Here is an 18,930-nt window from a genome sequence, read left to right as displayed (position 1 = left end):
GATCAGTTCACGGCGTCGGCGTTGACCACATCAAAGCCTGCGTGGGCCGCGCGCTCTGCCAGGCCCATGTCTTCCAGCAGGTTGGCCAGCGCATGCACGCTGAAGGTGGCTGCAAAGATCGGCAGGATCAGCTGCAGCACCCAGGTGGGCCAGTTCAGCGTCTGCGTGCGTTCGGTGTAGACAAAGTTGAAGCTCTGGGCCGCGTATTCCTTGGCATCGAACCCGAACTGGGCGATGCCGACCGGGTCCAGCCATACCCAGCACATGGCGAGCAGGGCCACGCCGAACAGCAGCACGCAGGAGGTAGCGAGGGTCTTGGCAATGCGGGCGCTGCGCGGGCCCAGGTGGTCGGTCAGCATGCCCACGGCAAAGTCCATGCGCAGCCGCGTCGTCACCGACGCGCCAATGAACGTCAGCCAGACCACCGTGTACACCGCCGCTTCGTCCACCCAGTACAGCGGCATGCCCGAATACCGCGTGGCGACGTTCAGCAGGATCAGCAGCACCAGGGCGGCCATCAGGACCATGAGCAGGTGGCGTTCGGCGCGCAGCACCAGGCTGGACAGCGCCAGAGCCCAGCGCACAGGCGGGCGGGGCGCGGCGGGCGGCATGGGAGAGGGGGAGGCGGCAGGCGTGTTCATGGGCAGGTGGTGGTGTGCGGCGGAGGTGGAACTGGCAGCGGTCTTCAATATTTTTTAAATATATGTAGAAGCAAGATGAATGCCTGTGCCGTGGGGTGGCCGTCGCGTGCCGGCGTTCAGCCCTGCGCAGGTGGCGGCCCGCCATCCCCCAGGCCGGCCAGCGTGCCGATGCGGGTGGGCGCCAGCAAGTGGTGCGCAGGCGCGGGCGTCCAGCCCAGGAGGTGGCGGGTGGCTGCGCCGCAAATGCGGCCTTGGCAGGGGCCCATGCCGCAGCGCGTGTGCAGCTTGGCGTCGATCCAGCCGGAGCGCTCCACCAGCGCGGCGTGGGGCACGTCTTCGCAGCGGCACACCAGGGTGTCGGGCTCGGCCAGCCGGCCCAGCGCGGGCTGCAGCGCGAAATGCTGGTGCAAGGCGTCTGCAAAGGCCTGCCAGCGGGCGCGTTCCGGCTCCAGCGCGCGCGCAGCGGCGGTATCGCCGACCGCCAGGAAGCCCGCCATGGCCCCTTCGGCGCGCGAGCGTTCGCTGCCGCCGAAGCCGGTGCATTCCCCGGCCGCCATCACGCCGGGCACGCCGTGCAGGCGCTGCTGCGCATCCACGCGCAGGCCGTGGCGGGCGTTCAGGCTGCCGCCCAACATCTGGCCCAGCTCGGTGTTGGGCACCAGGCCAAAGCCGCAGGCCAGGCGGTCGCACGCGATGTCGCGCTCGCGGTCCTGGGTGCGCAGCGTGACGGACTGGAGCTGGCCGCGAGCGCCGCCACCGCCCTGGGCGCGCGCCACATGGGTGCCGGCGCGGTAGGTGGCGGGCAGCAGCGCCAGGGCTTGCACGGCTTTGGCCGGCCAGCGCACCAGACTGGCGCCAAAGGGCACCAGTGCGCGCCACGGGGCCTGCTCGGCCACGGCGACGACTTGCGCACCGGCGTCCCGCGCCGTGCGGGCCGCCGCCAGCAGCAGCGGCCCGCTGCCGGCCACCACGATCCGCTGGCCGGCCACAGGCAGCCCGCCCTTGATGAGGGCCTGCAGCCCGCCCGCACCGGTCACGCCCGGCAGCGTCCAGCCTGGAAACGGCAGCAGCAGCTCGCGCGCGCCGGTGCACAGGATGACCTGGCGGGCCTGCTGCACCCAGCCCCCGGTGGCATCTTCCAGCAGCAAAGCGTGCAGGCCGGGCACCCGCTCGGTGCGGTGGGCCAGTCCGGCCACGCGTGTGCCGCAGCGCAGCTGCACGTTGGCGTGCCGGGCCAGGGCCTCGCGTTGCCGCAGCGCGGCCTGCGGCAGTGGGACGCCGGGGCCGTCGCGCCAGATCTGGCCGCCGGGGGCGGCGTTGTCGTCCAGCAGCACGATGCGCGCGCCGCTGGGGGCCGCCGCAAGGGCCGCTGCCAGGCCGGCGGGGCCGGCGCCCACGATGAGCAGGTCGCACGCGGGGGCGGTGGGCGTGGAGGGCCTGTTCATGGCGTTCCCTCCATGGCGCGCAGCCCGGTGGCCACCTGCATGCCGTCGCGGCACAGGGTCTGGCAGGCCAGGCGGCGCAGGCCATCGATTTGCACGCGGCATTCCTGGCAGATGCCCATGCCGCACAGCGGCGCGCGCACCTCGCCGCTGACCGACCGGCGGGTGGCGCCGGGGGGATACGCATGCGCCAGGGCGGCTGCGACGGTGGTGCCGGGCGGCACGTGCAGGGGCTGGCCGTCGAGCGTGAGGGTGATGAGGGAAGCGTTCATGCCTGCAGAGGTGCAAAACGGTGGGCCGCGAACGCAGCGGCGTCCAGGGGCAGGGGCATGCCGACGATCTGCGCGGCGATCAGCTGGGCGGTGGCCGGCGCGGTGGTCACGCCCAGGCCCTCGTGCCCCACGGCCAGCCACAGGTGGGGGCGCTGGGGGTGGGGGCCGATGATGGGCAGGCCGTCCGGCGTGGCGGCGCGAAAGCCGGTCCAGGTGCGGATGGCGTTGAGGTCCGCCAGGCCCGGCAGGTAGTGCAGCGCGCGCTGCAGCATGCGGCCCAGCAGGGCGTCGCTGACGGCCGGATCGGTGGTGTCGAATTCGCGGGACGAGCCGATGAGCAACTGCCCCGTGGGCCGCGGCTGCACATTGAAGGCCACGGAGGTGCCGTCGCTGTGGTGCGCGCTGGCGATGTAGCCCAGCTCCACCAGCTGGTGGTGCACGGTGCCCGGGTAGCGGTCGGTGATGACCAAGTGGCCTTTCTTGGGCCGCAGCGGCAGGCCGGGGCACAGCTGCGGTGCGCGGATGCCGCTGGCCAGCACGATGGCGCCCGCGCTGCGCCGGCTGCCGTCGCGCAGGGTGACCGTGCGGCCGTCGATCTGCGCCGCCTCGGCCTGCTCGACCCGCAGCGGCGCGCGCAGGGCGGCCTGGTCCAGCAGCCACTGGGCCGCGCGCGGGGCATAGACCACGCTGTCGCCTTGAACCTTGAGTGCGCCGGCCAATCCAGGGCGCAGCGCAGGCTCCGCGCGCGCCAGGGCGGCGGCGTCCAGCAGTTCGCAAGCCACGCCTTGCGCTTGCAGGGCGGCGCCCTTGTCGTGGGCCGCCCGCAGTTCGGCCTCGTTGGCGGCCACCCACAGCGTGCCGCAGGGCGTGAAGGCGCAGCCCGCGTCCATCTGCGGCGCCCAGCGGTGCCAGAGCTCCAGCGACGCCCGGCTGAGCGCCAGTTCGGCCGGGTTGTCGTCCATCACCACCAGATGCCCCATGCCCGCTGCCGTGGCGCCGCCCAGCCGCGCGTCGAGGACGCGCACCGACAGCCCGGCCTGGGCAAGCGCATGCGCGCAGGCTGCGCCGACGATGCCGGCGCCGATCACGAGGACATCGGTGGTGTGCATGGGGTCCGTGAAGATGGCAAATGCAGGGTTAGAGCCGGATGCCCCAGCCGAAGGGGTCGTTGTCGTCGATGAGCAGCGTGGCCTCCGCGCTCATGTAGGCGCGGCCGCGCAGGGTAGGGATGACCTTGCCATCGTCCTGCAGCGCGTAGCTGGCCTCGAACTGGCTGCCGATGATGCTGGCCTGGCGCCACACCTGGCCCGGCTGGAGCTTGCCGTCTGCTGCCAGGCAGGCCACCTTGGCGCTGGTGCCGGTGCCGCAGGGCGATCGGTCATACGCCTTGCCGGGGCACAGCACGAAGTTGCGGCTGTCGGCGTTGTCGTCGTCGGCGAAAAGCTCGATGTGGTCGATCTCGCCACCGTTGTCGCCGCGGAAGCCCTGGTCCTTGAGGGCCTGCTGCACGGCGCAGGTGTAGGCCGTCAGCGCCTCCAGGTTGTCGCTGGCCACGCGCTGGCCGTGGTCCGCCACCAGGAAGAACCAGTTGCCGCCCCAGGCCACGTCGCCCGCCACGCGGCCATAGCCCGGCACGTCGACGGCCAGCCGGTGGTGCAGGCGGTAGGCCGGCACATTGCGCACGCTGACCGCGCCGTCCTCGTGCAGCGTGGTGGTGACCGTGCCGACGGGCGTCTCGATGCGGTGCTCGCCGGGCGTGATGCGGCCCAGGTAGGCCAGCGAGGCGACCAGGCCGATGGTGCCGTGGCCGCACATGCCCAGGTAGCCGGTGTTGTTGAAGAAGATCACCCCGGCCGTATTGGCCGGGTCTTGCGGCGCGCAGAGCAGCGCGCCCACGATCACGTCGTTGCCGCGCGGCTCCAGCACCGTGGCGGCGCGCCACGCATCGTGCTGGCTGGCCAGCAACGCCCGGCGCTCGGCCATGCTGCCCGCACCCAGGTCGGGAAAGCCGCTGACGACCAGCCGCGTGGGCTCGCCGCCGGTATGGGAATCAAGGATCTGGATGCGTTTCATGGTGCCTGGGTCAAAGGTTGCGTGTGTCTTGAACGGGTGGAAATCGTAGCGGCCGGACGAGTCCGCGCTGTCAATACGAGGGCCCCCGCGCAAGGGCCGCCCCGCCGCGCCAGGGGCGTCCCCCCTCCGGGGGGAAGGCGCCGCAGGCGGCTCAGGGGCTTAATAACTGGCGAGGGGAACCGGCGCCGCGTTGCGGAAGGTCAGCACCGTGATGGGCGCCTGCTTGAGGTTGCCCTTCTCATCGTAGGCATAGGCACCCGCCACGCCCTGGTAGCTCGATTGGTACATTTGCGCGCCGACCTTGGCCGGCTGGGTGGAACTGGACTTCTTCATCGCGTCCGCGATAAACATCATCTGGTCGTAGTAGGAGGCGGCATAGGCGTCGGCGTCCTGCTTGAAGCGGGCCTTGTACTTGGCCTTGAAGGCCGGGCCGTGGGCCACCTTGTCGAGCATGGTGCCGCCCTGGGCGCACACCACCGTGTCGTTCACGGCGTCGCCGCCGAGCTTGCCCACCTCGGGGCTGCACAGGGTGTCGCCGCCCAGCAGCTTGGCCGTGAGGCCCAGTTGCTTCATCTGCCGCGCCATGGGCGCCGCCTGCGGGGCATAGCCGCCAAAGAAGATGGCCTGCGGCTGCTTGCCCTTGAGGCTGGTGAGGATCGAGAGGAAATCCGTGGACTTGTCGGTGGTGAACTCCTGGCCCACCACCGTCAGCCCTTGTGCCTTGGCCTCCTTCATGAACTGGTCGGCCACGCCTTGGCCGAAGGCCGTGCGGTCGTCGATGACGGCCACTTGCTTCACCTTCAGCACCTGCGCGGCATAGACGGCCATGTTGGAGCCGATCTGCGTGTCGCTGGCGATGATGCGGAACAGGTTCTTGTAGCCGCCTTCCGTCACCTTGGGGTTGGTGCCCACGGTGGACACCAGCGCGCCCCCTTCGCCGTAGACGCGCGATGCGGGAATCGCCACGCCCGAGCAATAGGGGCCCAGGACGAACTTGACCCCGCTGTCCACCAGCTTCTGCGCCACGCTCACGCCCGTGCGTGCATCGCACTGGTCGTCTTCGGACACCAGCTCGAACTTCAGCGGCTTGCCCTCGACCACCATCTTTTTCGCGTTGAGCTCCTCGATGGCCAGGCGCACGCCGTTCTCATTGTCCCGGCCCGCGAACGCATTGGGGCCGGAGAGCGGGCCGCTGTGGCCGATCTTGATGATCTGCTCCTGCGCGGTGGCCTGCGGGGCGTGGCCCGCCAGTAGCAGCGCGGCAAGCGCCGCCGGCGTGAGGGTCAGAAATCCGAACGATGCACGTGTCATGGGAAACCTCTTGTGGGTGCGGTTGGGAGGAAAGGCCGGTGTCTCGTCCGGCCCGGTGGCGGAAACAGGGTTGGTGGGGGCTGGTCAGGCCACGGATTGGTACTGGGTGGGGCGCGTTGCCAGCGCCTTCTTCACCACGCGCTCGACAAACGCACGCTCCTCGCCCACCAGCGGCAGGCGGGGGCGGCGCATGTGCTCGGTGCCCACGCCCGCCAGCACGTCGATGAGCTTGAGGTTCTGCACCAGCTTGTTCGATACATCCAGGTGGAGCATGGGCGTCATCCACTGGTACAGCGGCAGCGCCTCGGCAAACTTGCCGGCCTTCATCAGGTCGTACAGGGCCACGGTCTCGCGCGGGAAGGCGCAGCCCACGCCGGCCAGCAGGCCATCGCAGCCCAGCGCCAGGCCCTCATAGGCCAGGTCGTCCACACCCAGGAAGAGCTGGTAGCGGTTGCCCACGGTGTTGCGCAGGTCGGTGATGCGGCGGATGTCGCCCGTGCTCTCCTTGACGGCGGCAATCCACTCGCAGTCGGCCAGCTCCAGCATGTGCTCGGGCTTCAGGTCCACGCGGTAGGCCACGGGGTTGTTGTAGATCATCAGCGGGCGCTGCGCGGCCGCGGCCATGGCGCGCACGTTGGCCATGGCCTCGCGGGCGTCGGCCACATAGATGACCGAGGGCATGACCATGAACCCGGCCACGCCCAGCTTGTTGGCGCCGTCGATGTAGCGCAGCGCCTCGCGGGTGCTGGTTTCGGACACGTTGGCCAGCACGGGGATGCGGCCGTCGGCGGCCTCCAGGGCGATCTGGGCGACCTGGAGCTTTTCCTCCAGCGTCAGGGTGCTGGCTTCGCCCAGCGAGCCGCAGGTGACCAGGCCGTGGATGCCGTTGCGGATCTGGAAGTCGATGTGGCGGGCCGTGCCTTCGGCGTCAATGGACTCGTCGGCGTGGAACTTGGTGGTGATGGCGGGGAAGATGCCTTGCCAGCGGGGTTGGGGATTCATGCGAACAGACTCCTGGTGGGTGGTTGATTGGTATGTTGTAAATATATTAATGAGATATTTAAACTTTGCAATGGGGTTGTGCCTCTTTTTTGCAAAGCTTGCGGCGCCGAAAGCGAAGGGGCCGGCTGCAACGGAGGCGGCCCAGGCCGCCAACGTTGCGGGCCGGGCGGCCCGTCGCGGGCAAAAGCTGGGCCGGCGGGGCCAAACCTATAATGAAAGGTTGGTCCCGCTGGGACGTCTGCAGGCACCGGCCTGCGTGGCGCACCGCCGTGTGAAACCACTCCACCACACCATGAGCAGCACACCCACTTTTTCCGTCGCCGACATTCGCAAGTCCTTCCTGGACTTCTTCGTTTCCAAGGGCCACACCGTGGTGGCGTCCAGCCCCCTGGTGCCGGGCAACGACCCCACGCTGATGTTCACCAACTCGGGCATGGTGCAGTTCAAGGACGTGTTCCTGGGCACCGACAAGCGCCCGTACAACCGGGCCGTGTCCGTGCAGGCCTGCCTGCGCGCCGGCGGCAAGCACAACGACCTGGAAAACGTGGGCTACACGGCGCGCCACCACACGTTCTTTGAAATGCTGGGCAACTGGTCGTTTGGCGACTACTTCAAGCGCGAATCGCTCAAGTGGGCCTGGGAGCTGCTGACCCAGGTATACAAGCTGCCCGCCGACCGCCTGCTGGCCACCGTGTACCAGGAGGACGACGAGGCCTATGACATCTGGACCAAGGAAATCGGCCTGCCGCCCGAGCGCGTGATCCGCATTGGCGACAACAAGGGCGGCCGCTACAAGAGCGACAACTTCTGGATGATGGCCGACACCGGCCCCTGCGGTCCGTGCAGCGAGATCTTCTACGACCACGGTCCCGAGATTCCGGGCGGCCCTCCGGGCAGCCCCGAGGAAGATGGCGACCGCTTCATCGAGATCTGGAACAACGTGTTCATGCAGTTCGACATGGCCGAAGACGGTTCGGTCACCCCGCTGCCCGCGCCTTGCGTGGACACGGGCATGGGCCTGGAGCGCCTGGCCGCCATCCTGCAGCACGTGCACAGCAACTACGAGATCGACCTGTTCGACCAGCTCATCCGGGCCGCCGGCCGCGAGACCGGTGTGGCGGACCTGAACAACAAGAGCCTGCGCGTGATCGCCGACCACATCCGCGCCACCGCGTTCCTGGTGAGCGACGGCGTGATCCCCAGCAACGAGGGCCGCGGCTACGTGCAGCGCCGCATCGTGCGCCGCGCCATCCGCCACGGGTACAAGCTGGGCAAGAAGACGCCTTTCTTCCACAAGCTGGTGGCCGACCTGGTGCGCCTGATGGGCGACGCCTACCCCAAGTTGCGCGAGCAGCAGGAGCGCATCACCGAGGTGCTCAAGGCTGAGGAAGAGCGCTTCTTCGAAACGCTGGCCAACGGCATGGAGATTCTGGACGCCGCGCTGGAAGGCGGCGCCAAGGTGCTGCCCGGCGACGTGGCCTTCAAGCTGCACGACACCTACGGCTTCCCGCTGGACCTGACCAACGACGTGTGCCGCGAGCGCGATGTCGAAGTGGACGAGGCCGGTTTCCAGGCTGCAATGGAAAAGCAGAAGGCGCAAGCCCGCGCCGCCGGCAAGTTCAAGATGGACAAGGCACTCGACTACGCGGGCGCGGCCAACCAGTTCACCGGCTACGAAAGCCTGGCTGAGACTGCAAAAATCGTAGCTATCTACGTCGACGGGACAAGCGCTGCAGCCCTGAAAGCCGGCCAGAACGGCGTGGTGGTGCTGGACACCACCCCCTTCTATGCCGAAAGCGGCGGCCAGGTGGGCGACGAGGGGCTGATCACCAGTGGCTCCGCACGCTTTGCGGTGGGCGACACGCTCAAGATCAAGGCCGACGTGTACGGCCACCACGGCACGCTCGAGACCGGCACCCTGAACGTGGGCGACACCGTGCAGGCGCAGGTGAACACCGCCGTGCGCGCCGCCACCGTGCGCAACCACTCGGCCACCCACCTGATGCACAAGGCCCTGCGCGAGGTGCTGGGCAGCCACGTGCAGCAAAAGGGCAGCCTGGTGAACGCTGAGCGCACGCGCTTCGACTTTGCGCACAACGCGCCCGTCACGGACGCGCAGATCCGCGAGATCGAACGCATCGTGAACGCGGAAGTGCTGGACAACCACCCCACGCAGGCGCGTGTGATGGACATCGAGTCGGCCCAGAAGACGGGCGCCATGATGCTGTTCGGGGAGAAATACGGCGAGACCGTGCGCGTGCTGGACATCGGCAGCAGCCGCGAACTGTGCGGCGGCACGCACGTGCAGCGCACGGGGGACATCGGCCTGTTCAAGATCGTGGCCGAAAGCGGCGTTGCTGCGGGCGTGCGCCGCATTGAAGCCGTGACGGGTGCCAATGCGCTGGCCTATCTGCAAAGCCTGGAGGATACGGTGGCGCAGGCGGCCGGGGCGCTCAAGACGCCGGCGGCCGAGCTGACCTCCCGCATCGGCCAGGCGCTGGACCAGATCAAGGTGCTGGAGAAGGAAGTGGCCGCCCTCAAGGGCAAGCTGGCTTCCAGCCAGGGCGACGAACTGGTGGCGCAGGCGGTGGACGTGGCGGGCCTGAAGGTGCTGGCCGCCCAGCTGGATGGCGCCGACGCCAAGACGCTGCGCGACACGCTGGACAAGCTCAAGGACAAGCTCAAGACCGCCGCCATCGTGCTGGCCGCCGTGGACGGCGACAAGGTGCAGCTGGCAGCCGGTGTCACGGCCGACAGCGTGGGCAAGGTCAAGGCCGGCGAGCTGGTGAACTTTGTGGCCCAGCAGGTGGGCGGCAAGGGCGGCGGCAAGCCCGACATGGCCATGGCCGGCGGCACCGATGGCGCCAAGCTGCCCGCGGCCCTGGCATCCGTGCAGGGCTGGGTGGCCCAGCGGCTGGGCTGACCGCCGCAGGTGCCGTGGGCACCGCAGCACCGCTGGGGTGCGTGGTGCTGCGGCGACTTTGATAAAAAAGGGGTGACGCGAGCAGGGCTTTCCCCCTACATTGCTGCGCATGGACCCGCTGCGCGCCTCCCCGGAGCCGGCCCCGCGCCACGGGGCCCGCGCCGGTCTTTCGGCGCCAGAGGCTTCGCAAGGGCCGTGGTGGCGCCGCATCACGGTGCCGTTCGAGGTCCTGATCGCCTCCGTCGTCGTCACGGCCATGCTGTTGCTCACGGCTCTGCTGGTCTACCAGGTGGGCACCAGCGCCCACCAGGCCATCATCGCGGCTTCGGACGAGAGTGCGCAGCAGATCAGCCAACTGATCAGCGAGCGGGTGCACCACGTCGTGGACCCGGCCGACGCAGCCATCCGCCTGCTGGCGTTTGATCCGATTGCCTCAGCCACCCAGCTGCCCGCCCGCCTGCGCCGCCTGCCGGTGCTGGTGCGCCTGCTGGAGCAGAACAGCCTGCTGTCGGCCGTGTTCATCGGGTACGCCGACGGCCAGTTCCTGCTGGTGCGCCCGCTGCGCCAGGCGGCGTGGCGGGCCCAGCTGGACGCCCCCGGGGACGCTGCGTACCTGGTGCAATCCATGGCCCGCGAGCCCGGATCGGCTGGCCTGGTGGGGCGGTGGAGTTACTACGATGCCCGGCTGCGCTTGCTGCGCAGCGCGGTGCGCCCCGGGTACCGCTACGATCCGCGCACGCGGCCGTGGTACGCGCTGGCCACGGCGCAACGGGCGCAGGTGCTCACGGCGCCCTACGTGTTCTTCACCACGCAGGAGATCGGGGTCACGCTGAGCCAGCCCGGCGAAGACGGCCAGGCCGTGATCGGACTGGACGTCGCGCTCACCGACCTGGGCCGCGAGATCGGCAACCTGCGGCTGGTGCCGCGCACCGAGATAGCGGTGGTCGACGCGGACCGGCGCGTGCTGGCGTATCCGGACATGGAGCGCGTGCTGGTGCGCGAAGGCGATCAGCCGCTGCTGCAGCTGCGCTCCCTGCAGACGCTGGGCGTGCCCAGCCTGCAGGGCCTGGGCGCTGCGGACCTTGCGCAGGGAACGCCGCGCCGTTTCGAGGCCGCAGGCGAGGAATGGCTGGCCCGGGCCATGCCGCTCAAGTCCCAGCGTTGGCAAGGCCTGTACATCCTGATGGCGATTCCCACGCGCGAGCTGCTGGCGGACGTGAACGAGAGCCTGCGCCAGCAGGTCTGGCTGTCGCTGAGCCTCATCGGGCTGATGCTGACGCTGGGCTGGTGGGCGGGGCGGCGCGTGGGGCGCAGCCTGTCCAGGCTGGCTGCGCAGGCGCAGGCGCTGGCGCAGTTTGATTTCCAGCGCCCTGCGGCGCGGGTGTCCGCTGTGCGCGAGGTACGCGCGCTGGGCGAGGTGATGGACCGGATGTCCGGCACCATCCAGGAGTTTCTGCATATCACGCACCACATCAGCGCCGAGTCGCGCATGGACGCCATGCTGTCCAGCGTGCTGTACGAACTGGTCCGCGCCACCGCCTGCACGGGGGGGGCCGTGTACCTGGTGGAGCCCCAGCGCGCGGGACTGCTGCGCACGGCGCGCTACTGCGATGACGCCACGCAGCAGGCGTGGTACCCCGAGCAGCTGCCCATGGCGCACTTCACCAACCACGCCGAACCGCAGTCGGACGACCTGCAGGACGAGGACGGCGAGGGGGACGCTGCGATGCCGCAACACGTGCTGCGCGTGCAGTTGCGCACGCGCGACGGGCAGCCGCTGGGCTTGCTGGTCTTGCGGTACGGGGCCCACGCGCAGCAGGACGACGCGCATTTCCGCGCGTTTGCCGAAAGGTTGTCGGGCACCTTGTCCGTGGCGGTCGAGACGCGCAGCCTGATCGAAGGGCAGCGAAAGCTCTTTGACGCCGTCATCCGGCTGCTGGCGGACGCGATCGACGCCAAGAGCCCGTACACCGGCGGCCACTGCGAACGCGTGCCGCAGCTGGCCGAGGCCCTGATGCAGCGCCTGTGCGACGCCAAGGATGGGCCTTTCGCCCAGGTGTCCATGACGGACGCCGAGCGCTACGAATTCCGCCTGGGCGCCTGGCTGCACGACTGCGGCAAGGTGACGAGCCCCGAGCACATCATCGACAAGGCCACCAAGCTGGAGGCGCTCTACAACCGCATCCACGAGGTGCGGATGCGCTTCGAGGTGCTGTGGCGCGACGCGGAACTGGACTACTGGCGGCAGCAGGTTGCCGGCGTGGATTCGGCGCGCCTGCAGCGGGAGCTGGTGCAGCGGCGCGAGCGCCTGCAGGAAGAGTTTGCCTTTGTCGCGCGCTGCAACGTGGGCGGCGAAGACATGGCCGATGCCGACATCGCGCGCCTGGCCGCCATCGGCCGGCAGGTGTGGCAGCGCCATTTCGACGACCGCCTGGGGCTGTCGCTGGCGGAGACGGCGCGGCTGGCGAAGGTGCCGGTGCGCCCGCTGCCCGCCAACGAAGCGCTGCTGGCGGACCGGCCCGAGCACATCGTGCCCTGGGGCGCACGCAAGCCCCCCGTGGAGGCGGGCCATCCGGCCAACCGCTGGGGCTTCGACATGGTGCTGCCCCCGCAGGAGGCGCACCTGGGCGAGCTGCACAACCTGGCCGTCCGGCGGGGCACGCTCACCGCCGAAGACCGCTTCAAGATCAACGACCACATCGTGCAGACCATCATCATGCTCAGCGGCCTGCCGTTCCCCCCGCAGCTGGCGCGCGTGCCGGCCATCGCCGGGTCGCACCACGAGAAGCTCGACGGCACGGGCTACCCGCGCCGCCTGACGGCCTCGCAGCTCACGCTGGCCGACCGCGTGATGACCCTGGCCGACATCTTCGAGGCGCTGACGGCGTCGGACCGCCCGTACAAGCCGGCCAAGACGCTGAACGAATCGCTGGAGATCATGGTGCGCATGGTGCGCGATCGGCACATCGACGCGGACGTGTTCCGCTTCTTCCTCACCAGCGGCGTGTGGCGCGACTATGCGCAGCGCTTTCTGCCCCATGCGCGGCAGGACGCGGTGGATGTGGAGGCGCTGCTGGCCTCGCTGGATTCAGGGGTTCACGCCTAAGAACGTGTTTACGATCTCCCAGGGGTCGCGCAGCGGTCTTTGCGGGAGGGGATGCAAGGCGCGGTGCGCCGTGGATAGCTCGGCTATCCACAAGCGCCGCAACGCCGCAGACCGCCCGCAAAGGCCGCTGCCCGAAGGGTTGGAGCGAAATCGGGTGATTGGACGCCCCGGCTGCTTGCATGGGCATGAGCCCATGCGGCGCATCCGAAGCATCCACTCTTCCCGATTGCGCTCCAACGCGATCCCCTGCGAGATCGTAAACACGTTCTACCGGCAACACGTTCCAAGCGGGCAGGCCGCTCAGAACAGCTCGACGTCGTCGTTGGCCACCATCTTGCTGGCCAGCTGGCCGCTGGCCACGAGGTCGTCATAGAAGCAGACCTGGTTGCGCCCGTGTTCCTTGGCGTAGTACAGGGCCTGGTCGGCCTGGCCCAGGATTTCCACCGGAGAGCCCCGCGTCGTGCTCACGAAGCCCAGGCTTACGGTGACCTGGCCCACCTGCGGAAAGGCGTATTCCTGCACGGCCAGCCGGAAGCGGTTGAACACCTTGTGGGCCGTGCTCAGCGTGGTGGAGCGCAGCAGCACCACGAATTCCTCGCCGCCGAAGCGGAAGATGCGGTCGTGGCTGCGGAACGAGCTGCGCAGGATGTTGGCGATGAGGATCAGCACCTCGTCGCCGTACAGATGGCCGAAGCGGTCGTTGACCTGCTTGAAGTGGTCGATGTCCACCACGGCCAGCCATTGCTGCACCGGTTCGCCCGAGGGCGGGCCGTCTTCCGAGGCCAGCGATTCGGTCACGGCGCCAGGATGCCCCCCGGCCAGGCCGTTCATGGCGTAGCGAGAGAACTGCTCGTCAAAGGTCTTGCGGTTGAACAGGCCGGTCAGCGCATCCCGTTCGCTGTAGTCCAGCAGGCTCTGGTAGTTCTGGTAGACCTGGAACACCCCCTTGAGCACTTCCAGCTTGTGCGCGGAGAAGGTGCGGGACTGGGTGATCTCCAGGCAGGTGTGGACCTTGTCGTGCATCCACACCGGCAGCCACAGCATGTGCCGGCCCTTGCGGGGCGAGTCCAGGGCGCTGTCGCTCTGGTGGGCAATGCATTCGCGCAGGGCAGGGTAGTGCTCCAGCTTTTCGCGCCGGGGGTCGGTGGCGGCCTCCGAGTCGGTGGACACCAGCTGCCCGTTTTCCACCCAGGTGCGCGGGCGCACATGGGGCGTGCCACCGTCGGTGAACAGCTCCAGCGCGCGGACGTCGACCACGCCGCTGAGCTTGAGCAGGGTGGACAGCACCGATACCTCCAACCGCAAGTGGTCGCGGTGGCCGGTCATTTCAACCAGGTTCTGGAGAATAGGCTTCATCGAAACGTACGGTGGAGCTGGGCAGGGGAGGGGTCAACGGCGTCGCACGAACACGACATCCCACACGCCGTGACCCAACCGCAGCCCACGGTTCTCGAACTTGGTCAGGGGGCGGTAGTCGGGTTGCGGCGCAAAGCCTTGGGCGGTGTTCTCCAGCAGGGGCTCGGCGCTCAGCACCTGGAGCATCTGCTCGGCATAGGGTTGCCAGTCGGTGGCGCAGTGCACATACCCGCCGGGCTTCAGGCGCGCGGCCAGCTTGGCAACCAGCGGCGGCTGGATCAGGCGGCGCTTGTTGTGCTTCTTCTTGTGCCAGGGGTCGGGGAAGAAGATGTGCACGCCGTCCAGGCTGCCTTCGGGCAGCATGTGGTCGATGACCTCCACGGCGTCGTGCTGCAGGATGCGGATATTGGTCAGCCCCTGTTCGCCGATGCGCTTGAGCAATGCGCCCACGCCAGGTTCGTGCACTTCGCAGCACAGAAAGTTGTCGCCGGGGCGCACGCCCGCGATGTGGGCCGTGGCCTCGCCCATGCCAAAGCCGATCTCCAGCACCAGCGGCGCCGCGCGGCCGAAGGTGGCAGCAGCGTCGAATGGCCCGGGCGCATAGGGCAGCACGAAGCGGGGGCCGAAGTCTTCAAAGGCCTTGGCCTGGCCGGTGGTGGTGCGGCCGGCGCGGCGCACGAAACTCTTGATGGTCTTGGGGTGGCTGACGCCGGCAGGGACGCCGACGGGCGCCGCAGAGGCGGCCAGGGAAGCGGGGAAAGCGGGAGAGGTGGTCGGTTCGGTCACGGTGCGCCATTGTAGTTTCGTGGCCACGCTGCAACCCACTGCAACAGCGCTTCCTGCACGCCGGCCTGTGGGTTTTTTGGCGGGGCCAGGCCCAGCACCTGCGCCGCCCCGGCCAGGGCCTGGACGGGGTCCGACAGCTCCAGCGCCCGCGCGCCGTTCTGTTTGGACAGCTTTTCGCCGTTGGGGGCATATACCAGGGGCGTGTGCAGGTACCGGGGCGTGGGCAGGCCCAGGGCCTGCTGCAGCAGGATCTGGCGCGGGGTGTTGTCCGCCAGGTCCTCGCCGCGCACCACATCGGTGATGCCCTGGTCGGCGTCGTCCACCACCACGGCCAACTGGTAGGCCCACAGCCCGTCCGCCCGCCGCAGCACAAAGTCGCCCACGGTGAGGGCCACGTCCTGCTGTTGCGGGCCCAGCCGGCGGTCCGTCCAGTGCACGGTGTTGTTTGCTATCAAATCGGTAGCTGCTTGCGCTTTGCCATCAAGCGCTGGAGCCGATTTTTGCTTAAAGTCCGTGGCGTTGAACCGCCAGGAGCGTGCCGCGCGGCCGTGCAGGCCGTGGCGGCAGGTGCCGGGGTAGGGCAGCGCCGCGTGGCGCTCGCGCGCATGGCCCAGGGCGGCCTGGGCATCCTCGATGTCCTTGCGGGAACAGGCGCAGGGGTAGGCGTGCCCTTGCGCCACCAGCTGGTCCAGGGCGCGCTGGTACAGCGCACCGCGGGCGGATTGCCACACGGGCGGAGCGTCCGGCACCAGGCCGCAGGTGGCCAGCTGGTGCAGGATGACGGTGTCTGCGCCCGGCACGCAGCGGGGCTGGTCCACGTCCTCGATGCGCACCAGCCACCGGCCCGCGTGTGCGCGGGCGTCCAGCCAGCTGGCCAGCGCGGCCACCAGCGAGCCCGCGTGCAGCGGGCCCGTGGGCGAGGGCGCAAACCGTCCGGTGTAGCGGGTTTGCGGGGCGCTGCCGGCCCCGCTCATGCCACGGCGAGTGCCAGTTCCAGGCCGGAGATGAAGGCGTCTTCCACGCGGTGTCCCAGGCACCAGTCGCCGCACGCGCCCAGGCCCGTGCCCGCGTCCCACAGGTGGCTCTTGCCCAGCGGGTGCGTGGTCTGGGCATAGCGCCAGCGGCGGGTGTCCGCGTGCGCCGGGGCGGCGCGGATGCCGGTCACCTCGGCAAATGCCTTGATGAGCTTGGCCTGCACGCGGGCTTCGTCGTCCTCCAGGTGTTCGGCCGACCAGGCGGGGCTTGCCTGAACGGTCCAGCGCTCCACCACGTTGCGGCCCGGCTTGGAGGATTCGCGCGCCAGCCACGCAATGCGGTGGTGCGTGCTGCGGGCCGCATTCCATTGCGGGCCCAGCGTCGTGAGCCCGGGCCGCACGGCTTGCGGGTAGGCCAGCATCAGGGTCCAGCAGGGCGCGATCGCCACCCGCGACAGCGCGTCGGACAGCGGTGTTTCCAGCGCAGAGCTGGCCAGCAGCGCCTGCGCGGGTACGGCAGGCTGGGCCAGCAGCACGGCGTCAAACCCTGCGTAGACGTGCTGGCTGCCGCCCGGGCCTTCGGTGCGCAGCTGCCAGCCATCGGGGTTTAGCGGGTCGGACTCGATCTGCGTGACGCGGGTCTGGGTGAGCAGCTGGCCGGCCTGGCGCAGCGGCTCGGCCCAGGCCATGACCAGGGACTGCATGCCGGGGCTGGCCACCCAGTGCGCCTCGCGGTGGGGCAGCCCGGTAGCCGCCACGCGGCCTGCCGCGTCGAGCACCTGCACGGAGTTGGCGCTCCAGCGCTTGCAGACCCCCGGCACGGTGTCGATGGCGCGGGCAAAGCGCGGATCGCGCACCGTGAAGTACTGGGCACCAGCGTCGAAATTGCCGAATGGCGTGTCGAGGGTGGCCGTGCGGCCGCCGGCCTGGGAGGACTTCTCGAACACCGTGACCTGGTGGCCGGCCTGCACCAGGGTGCGCGCGCAGGCCACGCCGGCCATGCCAGCGCCAATGATGGCGAAGTGCCGGCGGGGTTTGCCCGAAGCGGCGGCGGGCGGCGGCGCGGCATCGGTTGCCGGGGCCGGTGTGCTGGTGCGTCGATGCCGTTGGGCGGGGAGGGGGGCTGAGGTGCTCATAAAAGGCCTTTCGGTACGGACGGCAGTTGAAATGCAAGGCAAAGCCAACAGGAACCACTCTACACGCGCTACGGTGGCCCGGGCATCTGATCCTGATCAGAAATGGTGGTGGTTTTCCAGCAGCGCGCGGCGCGTGGCGGGGCTTTGCAGCTGCGCCAGCCACCACTGCAGCGCCCGCCCCGGGGCCGTGAAGCCGGGGCCGCCCCACGCCGCATGCACGCGCACATTGCGCTCGGGGCGGGCCACGCGCCGGGCCACCAGGCGGCCGGCTTCCAGGTAGGGGCGCACCATGGGTTCGGGCAGAAACCCTCCGCCCAGGCCGCGCAGCTGCGCCTGCACCTTGGCCTGCATCGTGTCCACGGTGAGCACGTCCTGCCCGCCCAGCAGCCCCATGGTGGCGCCGCCGCGCGTGGCCGAGTCGGCCACGGCCACCGCACGGTGCTGCAGCATCTGCGCATCGGTGACGGGTTCGGGGGATGTGGCCAGCGGATGGTGCGGTGCCACCACGTAGATGAAGAGCACGTCGCCCAGCAGCACCTGCTGCAGCCCCGCCACGTTGGCCCCCGCCACCGACACGCCAATGGCCAGGTCCGCGCGGCCGGAGGTCAGGGCCTCCAGCGTGCCGGTCATGATGCCGTCGCGCAGCTTCAGCCGCGTGGGCGGCGCCATGGCGTAGAAGGCGTCCACCAGCTCCAGCATGGTGTGGGGCGAGATGATGCCGTCCACCGAGATGGTGAGCTGCGGCTCCCACCCCGTGGCCACGCGCCGCACGCGGTGGGCCAGGGCGTCGATGTCCTCCAGCAGCCGTGCGCCTTCGCGCAGCAGCTCGCGGCCCGCCTCGGTGGGGCGGGCCTGGCGGGCGCTGCGGTCGAACAGCAGCACGTCCAGCGCATCCTCGATCTGGCGCACGCGGTAGGTCAGGGCGCTGGGCACCAGCCCCAGCCGCCGCGCCGCTGCGGCAAAGCTGCCCGCCTCGGCAATCACCTGCAGCATGGTCAAGGCATCAGGGGTCAGGACATCGCGGGCGTTTTGCATGATGCTGGCATGTTAATTCAGATTATTTGAACAAAGCCATCAATCCATCTGCCCCTGCGGCAAGCCCTGCCACCCTACAGTGAAGGCTTGAAAGGAGCACCCACCATGCTGACCATTCGCAAAGCGCAAGACCGGGGCCACGCCGACCATGGCTGGCTGCAGTCGTTCCACAGCTTCTCCTTCGCGGGCTATTACGACCCGGCCCACATGGGCTTTGGCAACCTGCGGGTCATCAACGAGGACCGCATTGCCCCCGGCACCGGCTTTGGCACCCATGGCCACCGGGACATGGAGATCATCAGCTACGTGCTGTCGGGTGAACTGGCCCACAAGGACAGCATGGGCAACGTCAAGGGCATACCGCCCGGCGACGTGCAGCGCATGAGCGCCGGATCGGGCGTCATGCACAGCGAGTTCAACCACGCCACGGGCCAGACCACGCATTTCCTGCAGATCTGGATCGAGCCGAACGTGCGCGGCATTGCGCCCAGCTACGAGCAAAAGAGCTTTCCGGAATCCGACAAGCGCGGCGCGCTGCGGCTGGTGGCGTCCGCTGACGGCGCCGACGGCTCCGTGATGATCCACGCCGACGCGGCGCTGTACGCCGGCCTGTTCGACGGCGCCGAAGCCGCCACGCGAAGCCTCGACCCGGCGCGCAAGACCTATGTGCACCTGGTGCGCGGCGCGCTCACGGTCAACGGCCAGGCCTTGTCCGGCGGCGATGCGCTGCTGGTGGAAAAGGAAACCACCTTGTCGCTGTCCGGCGGCCGCGACGCCGAGGTGCTGGTCTTCGATCTGGCTGTCTGACCAGGCACCGCTGCGCCCCGTTTTCCGCCTCCCGTTTTTTACTTCACTGTCCCTTGTATCCCTCAG

The 18,930-nt window shown here is 69.3% G+C and carries 15 protein-coding genes; 3 read left to right on the top strand and 12 right to left on the bottom strand.

Features of this window, described 5'->3' with window-relative positions:
• Window positions 1-2: 2 nt before the first annotated feature.
• From ACOYR3_RS13750 to ACOYR3_RS13720, 7 genes are all read right to left on the bottom strand, one after another.
• Window positions 3-641, bottom strand: coding sequence for a TRAP transporter small permease (locus ACOYR3_RS13750; RefSeq protein ID WP_422842929.1), 639 nt, complete (start codon window positions 639-641; stop codon window positions 3-5).
• A 116-nt stretch (window positions 642-757) separates the two neighbouring features.
• Complete coding sequence (locus tag ACOYR3_RS13745; protein ID WP_422842928.1) at window positions 758-2,086, bottom strand: FAD-dependent oxidoreductase; 1,329 nt, start codon at window positions 2,084-2,086, stop codon at window positions 758-760.
• A complete protein-coding gene (locus ACOYR3_RS13740) occupies window positions 2,083-2,355 on the bottom strand; it encodes a (2Fe-2S)-binding protein (protein ID WP_422842927.1) in 273 nt (90 codons plus the stop codon). Before ACOYR3_RS13740 ends, ACOYR3_RS13745 begins: the two co-directional genes overlap by 4 nt.
• Window positions 2,352-3,464: an NAD(P)/FAD-dependent oxidoreductase gene (locus tag ACOYR3_RS13735; protein ID WP_422842926.1), complete on the bottom strand. Its 1,113-nt coding sequence runs from the start codon at window positions 3,462-3,464 to the stop codon at window positions 2,352-2,354. The genes ACOYR3_RS13740 and ACOYR3_RS13735 overlap by 4 nt, the downstream gene beginning before the upstream one ends.
• 28 nt (window positions 3,465-3,492) lie before the next feature.
• Entirely contained in the window at window positions 3,493-4,428 is a 936-nt protein-coding gene (locus tag ACOYR3_RS13730) for a 4-hydroxyproline epimerase (protein ID WP_422842925.1), read from the bottom strand.
• Window positions 4,429-4,587: 159 nt separating this feature from the next.
• Window positions 4,588-5,739, bottom strand: a complete 1,152-nt coding sequence (locus tag ACOYR3_RS13725; protein WP_422842924.1) for a branched-chain amino acid ABC transporter substrate-binding protein — start codon at window positions 5,737-5,739, stop codon at window positions 4,588-4,590.
• Between the two features lie 84 nt (window positions 5,740-5,823).
• The gene (locus tag ACOYR3_RS13720) at window positions 5,824-6,741 is read right to left on the bottom strand and encodes a dihydrodipicolinate synthase family protein (RefSeq protein ID WP_422842923.1); all 918 of its coding nucleotides are present in this window, start codon (window positions 6,739-6,741) and stop codon (window positions 5,824-5,826) included.
• A gap of 292 nt (window positions 6,742-7,033) precedes the next feature.
• On the opposite strand from ACOYR3_RS13720, the gene alaS reads away from it, so the two are divergent.
• Together alaS and ACOYR3_RS13710 are read left to right on the top strand one after the other, a co-directional pair.
• A complete protein-coding gene (gene alaS, locus ACOYR3_RS13715) occupies window positions 7,034-9,664 on the top strand; it encodes an alanine--tRNA ligase (protein WP_422842922.1) in 2,631 nt (876 codons plus the stop codon).
• Window positions 9,665-9,773: 109 nt separating this feature from the next.
• Entirely contained in the window at window positions 9,774-12,770 is a 2,997-nt protein-coding gene (locus ACOYR3_RS13710) for an HD domain-containing phosphohydrolase (protein ID WP_422842921.1), read from the top strand.
• A gap of 300 nt (window positions 12,771-13,070) precedes the next feature.
• Here ACOYR3_RS13710 and ACOYR3_RS13705 read toward each other — a convergent pair whose 3' ends face one another.
• The 5 genes from ACOYR3_RS13705 to ACOYR3_RS13685 form a co-directional block, all read right to left on the bottom strand.
• Window positions 13,071-14,126 carry a GGDEF domain-containing protein gene (locus tag ACOYR3_RS13705; protein WP_422842920.1) on the bottom strand — a complete coding sequence of 352 codons (1,056 nt, stop codon included), beginning with the start codon at window positions 14,124-14,126 and terminating at the stop codon, window positions 13,071-13,073.
• A gap of 33 nt (window positions 14,127-14,159) precedes the next feature.
• Window positions 14,160-14,912, bottom strand: a complete 753-nt coding sequence (gene trmB / locus ACOYR3_RS13700) for a tRNA (guanosine(46)-N7)-methyltransferase TrmB (RefSeq protein WP_422842919.1) — start codon at window positions 14,910-14,912, stop codon at window positions 14,160-14,162.
• On the bottom strand, window positions 14,909-15,886 hold the full coding sequence (gene gluQRS / locus ACOYR3_RS13695; RefSeq protein ID WP_422842918.1) for a tRNA glutamyl-Q(34) synthetase GluQRS: 978 nt from the start codon (window positions 15,884-15,886) through the stop codon (window positions 14,909-14,911). The genes trmB and gluQRS overlap by 4 nt, the downstream gene beginning before the upstream one ends.
• Window positions 15,883-17,022, bottom strand: a complete 1,140-nt coding sequence (locus tag ACOYR3_RS13690; RefSeq protein ID WP_422842917.1) for an NAD(P)/FAD-dependent oxidoreductase — start codon at window positions 17,020-17,022, stop codon at window positions 15,883-15,885. The genes gluQRS and ACOYR3_RS13690 overlap by 4 nt, the downstream gene beginning before the upstream one ends.
• Window positions 17,023-17,118: 96 nt before the next feature.
• Window positions 17,119-18,057: a LysR family transcriptional regulator gene (locus ACOYR3_RS13685; protein ID WP_422842916.1), complete on the bottom strand. Its 939-nt coding sequence runs from the start codon at window positions 18,055-18,057 to the stop codon at window positions 17,119-17,121.
• A 105-nt stretch (window positions 18,058-18,162) separates the two neighbouring features.
• Between ACOYR3_RS13685 and ACOYR3_RS13680 the strand changes: the two genes are divergently transcribed.
• Entirely contained in the window at window positions 18,163-18,864 is a 702-nt protein-coding gene (locus tag ACOYR3_RS13680) for a pirin family protein (RefSeq protein WP_422842915.1), read from the top strand.
• Window positions 18,865-18,930 lie beyond the last annotated feature (66 nt).

The sequence above is a fragment of the Acidovorax sp. M2(2025) genome (assembly GCF_049330835.1).
In the GTDB taxonomy this organism is placed as follows: Bacteria; Pseudomonadota; Gammaproteobacteria; order Burkholderiales; family Burkholderiaceae_C; genus Acidovorax.
The sequence above is the reverse complement of the archived record's forward strand: the minus strand, read 5'-3'. Positions and strand labels throughout refer to the sequence as shown.

Bases quoted from the DNA above. Each gene is read 5' to 3' on its own strand.
- ACOYR3_RS13750 (WP_422842929.1), bottom strand. From the start codon at position 641: ATGAACACGCCTGCCGCCTCCCCCTCTCCCATGCCGCCCGCCGCGCCC.
- ACOYR3_RS13745 (WP_422842928.1), bottom strand. From the start codon at position 2,086: ATGAACAGGCCCTCCACGCCCACCGCCCCCGCGTGCGACCTGCTCATC.
- ACOYR3_RS13740 (WP_422842927.1), bottom strand. From the start codon at position 2,355: ATGAACGCTTCCCTCATCACCCTCACGCTCGACGGCCAGCCCCTGCAC.
- ACOYR3_RS13735 (WP_422842926.1), bottom strand. From the start codon at position 3,464: ATGCACACCACCGATGTCCTCGTGATCGGCGCCGGCATCGTCGGCGCA.
- ACOYR3_RS13730 (WP_422842925.1), bottom strand. From the start codon at position 4,428: ATGAAACGCATCCAGATCCTTGATTCCCATACCGGCGGCGAGCCCACG.
- ACOYR3_RS13725 (WP_422842924.1), bottom strand. From the start codon at position 5,739: ATGACACGTGCATCGTTCGGATTTCTGACCCTCACGCCGGCGGCGCTT.
- ACOYR3_RS13720 (WP_422842923.1), bottom strand. From the start codon at position 6,741: ATGAATCCCCAACCCCGCTGGCAAGGCATCTTCCCCGCCATCACCACC.
- alaS (WP_422842922.1), top strand. From the start codon at position 7,034: ATGAGCAGCACACCCACTTTTTCCGTCGCCGACATTCGCAAGTCCTTC.
- ACOYR3_RS13710 (WP_422842921.1), top strand. From the start codon at position 9,774: ATGGACCCGCTGCGCGCCTCCCCGGAGCCGGCCCCGCGCCACGGGGCC.
- ACOYR3_RS13705 (WP_422842920.1), bottom strand. From the start codon at position 14,126: ATGAAGCCTATTCTCCAGAACCTGGTTGAAATGACCGGCCACCGCGAC.
- gluQRS (WP_422842918.1), bottom strand. From the start codon at position 15,886: ATGAGCGGGGCCGGCAGCGCCCCGCAAACCCGCTACACCGGACGGTTT.
- ACOYR3_RS13690 (WP_422842917.1), bottom strand. From the start codon at position 17,022: ATGAGCACCTCAGCCCCCCTCCCCGCCCAACGGCATCGACGCACCAGC.
- ACOYR3_RS13685 (WP_422842916.1), bottom strand. From the start codon at position 18,057: ATGCAAAACGCCCGCGATGTCCTGACCCCTGATGCCTTGACCATGCTG.
- ACOYR3_RS13680 (WP_422842915.1), top strand. From the start codon at position 18,163: ATGCTGACCATTCGCAAAGCGCAAGACCGGGGCCACGCCGACCATGGC.